Below are 3,044 nucleotides of genomic sequence, written 5' to 3'. Positions count from 1 at the left end.
ACCGAAAGTGGGTGGGGAGCGGTCATTCAATAAATCATATCTGGACGACCGCTGTTGGGCCGGTTGCGGAATGTCTGCTTCCAGTCTGCTACTATCGCAAGCTGCCATTCTCCAAGCGACCCCACAGCGAGCATTTCATCTCGCTTTATTGAATGTCCGTAAAAGTGAGCGGCAGTCTTTTGACAGTTGCTCCAATATTGAAGGTTCGATCCAATCCGGGTTTTGGTCTTTTTTGCAGGACCGGATCTGATGACTATTCCAAATTGCCTGATAGCGGGATCAGGTTATCCAGCGCTGTCGCGCATTCGGCTGCATTGGGGGAGTTGTTCGTCCACTGCTTTACTTCTTCGGCAAATTTGCGCGCGATCCCGGTTCCTTCAAATTTCTCAGCTTCCCGGATAGCGGTCTCGGCGCCTTTCCGGTCTCCCAGACCAAGTAGTGCCCATGCCAGCGAGAGGCGGGGCTGATAGTAGTTGGGCGTGCGCGAAATGGCCTGTTTGCATGCTGGGACTGCCGATGCGTAATGAAGCAGGAACAGATGGCCGGTGGCGCGGTAGGTAGCCCATAGTCCAAAGCGCGGATGATGGGGTGCCCGGTATTCGGCAGATTCGATCAACGCGATCCCGTTCGGATCGCTTTCCACCAGACACATCTGCCAGCCCAGCATAGCGAGTGCATGCGCATTATTAGGGTCCATTTCTACCGCGCGCCTCAAAAAACCGATAGCCTCTGCCTGACGGTGGAACATGGCGTTGACAATGCCAGCAGCAGCGATGACTTCGGCATTGGCAGGCTCTTTTGCGAGCGCCGCCTCGATGTGCTCGAAGGCGATTTGCTCGGCTGCCTTGGGATCATCCTCCCACTGGCTAACCACATTTTGGCTGAGCTGCACGGCCAGGCCGGCACGCAGGGCTGCGTGGTCAGGCGTTATTTTCAACCCCTCCCGCAGAAGCCGGGTGATCTCGAGCGCGCTGTCTTTGCCGTAGCTGTACCGGAGCGTTTCCGCTGTCTGCAATATCCGGTACACATCATTTTGAAACGGCCGGCGTGCAACCGCCGGGGGTTCCAGCGCAAATCTGACGCGCGCGGAAATAGCGGTTGAAACATTGAGCAGGACATCGCTCTGGACTTCGAAAAACTGGTCGAGAACGGTATTGTATTTTTCCGACCATGCCAGCGATGAATCTATCGTATCGACAAGTTCGAAGCGCAATCTTATTTCATTGCCCTGTCTCCGAAAGCTGCCAGACAGAAGAAAACGACAGCCAAGAGTTTCCGCAATCGTTGCCAGTGGCATATTGTCATCGCTCAGCGCCAGAACCGAACTGTGCGGCGTAACAAACAACATCGGAGTGGTGGCGAGGAGGCTGGTCAGATCCCGACTCATGCCATCTGCGAGATAGCGATTTTCGGCATCGGCGTTGTGATCCGCAATCGGCAGGATCGCGATCGACAGATTATATTCGCGCGTTGGCGCCGCGAACAGTTTGGAAGCTTTCTTGTTGGCAGCCAAGCCTTTGACCGAGGCATCCAGCCGATAGCCGAATTTTGATACGGTCTTGATTGCACCCGCAAAGCTTGGGAAGGATTTGAACGCCCGGCGCAATTGATAAACCAGCCGTGTCAGCGACTCGTCGCCACCCCCACCGTCCGGCCAAATGGCATCCAGCAAGTCGGATCGATTAACCGGTTGACGGGGTGCAGCGGCCAGTTGAACCAGCAAATCCATGACCTTTGGTTCAACATGCTCAACCTGGTCATCCAGACTCAAGCTATGATCAAATTTATTTGCTGCGATATCATTGACGAAGAAAGTGCCATCCAGACGCTGGTCGTCCGGCTCACCCTTTTCCCCTGATAGTGTGGCATTTGTCATGGAATAAACTGCTAACGCCCCGCATTTTGATCAAACTTACAAAACGTTACCCGAAACCTTCCGCCGGTCCATCATAAAAAAATCATATTTTCCATCAGGACTTCGAATGGCACCTGCATTTACCGAGGAGAAAGCTCGGCGAATGAATTTGCGACCCGTCATTCGCCGGGCCTGCTGAAGAATAAAGATTTCAAACACGGGGGTCGAAAAGATTTGGTAGGTTCACAATTCCTGGGGGGGTTAATTATGGGATCCATCGCACTAGCGGATCGACCGCGCTCTCCCATTTCTTTGGCCGAAAATCGTAGACTGCGGCTGTTCACGATATTCCTGCTTTATGCAGGTCAAGGCATCCCGCTTGGCCTGTTCGATTTTGCTATACCGGCCTGGATGGCAGTGAACGGGGCTTCAGGCCAGGATATCGCCTTTGTTGTGGCGATGGCATCGCTGCCGTGGAGCTTCAAGTTTGTCGCCGGTTTCGTGATGGACCGTTATACTTTGCTGTCGATGGGCAGACGGCGGATCTGGATCATGGGCGCGCAAGCCGTTATGATTGCGCTGCTTGTAGCCTTCGCAATTGCAAATCCAGGGGCGCAAGATGTTCTCATCCTTGGCATTGTGGCGCTAGCCGTTAACTCTGCCACAGTGTTTCAGGACGTTGCCGTCGATGGGCTAACGGTTGATATTCTCCCCGAAGACGAGCGGTCGATGGGCGGAGCGTTGGCATCTGGCGGTCAGGCAAGCGGGGTGGCTGCATCCGCCGCATTCACTGGCGCGATGGTCTATGCCTATGGGGCGAGTGCCGCATATATGGCATGCGCCTTTCTGGTTATCCTGGTGACAGTGCACATCATCTGGGTCCGGGAGCGTGTCGGAGAGCGTCGATTGCCCTGGTCCAAAGGCAAGGCGCAGCAGGCCAATATCGCAATCCAGGCTGACAATTGGCTTTTCCTGATCAAGAAAGCTTTGCAAAACACGTTTTCGATGCAGAGCCTGGCCTATGCGCCCGTTCTGATATGCGCCGGCCTGACATACGGGATATGCATCATCGCCGGGCCGCTGATTGCCGCAGGACATACCGGCTGGACCGAGGACCAATTGGGTCCTTTAAATGGCACAGCGCAGATTGTTGGAGCGATCGCGGCGATTGTGATCGGCGGATATGTGG

At 54.7% G+C, this 3,044-nt stretch carries 2 protein-coding genes; one reads left to right on the top strand and one right to left on the bottom strand.

Features of this window, described 5'->3' with window-relative positions; genetic code table 11:
* Positions 1-253: 253 nt before the first annotated feature.
* Complete coding sequence (locus WBM93_RS04380; protein ID WP_424428666.1) at positions 254-1,876, bottom strand: winged helix-turn-helix domain-containing tetratricopeptide repeat protein; 1,623 nt, start codon at positions 1,874-1,876, stop codon at positions 254-256.
* A 246-nt stretch (positions 1,877-2,122) separates the two neighbouring features.
* On the opposite strand from WBM93_RS04380, the gene WBM93_RS04375 reads away from it, so the two are divergent.
* Positions 2,123-3,044 (top strand): MFS transporter (locus WBM93_RS04375; protein ID WP_424428663.1); only part of this gene is annotated, 922 nt, incomplete at its 3' end.

This window comes from Parasphingorhabdus sp., from assembly GCF_049667325.1.
Taxonomy (GTDB): domain Bacteria; phylum Pseudomonadota; class Alphaproteobacteria; order Sphingomonadales; family Sphingomonadaceae; genus Parasphingorhabdus.
Note: the sequence above shows the minus strand (reverse complement) of the source record. Positions and strands in the feature narration are given on the sequence as shown.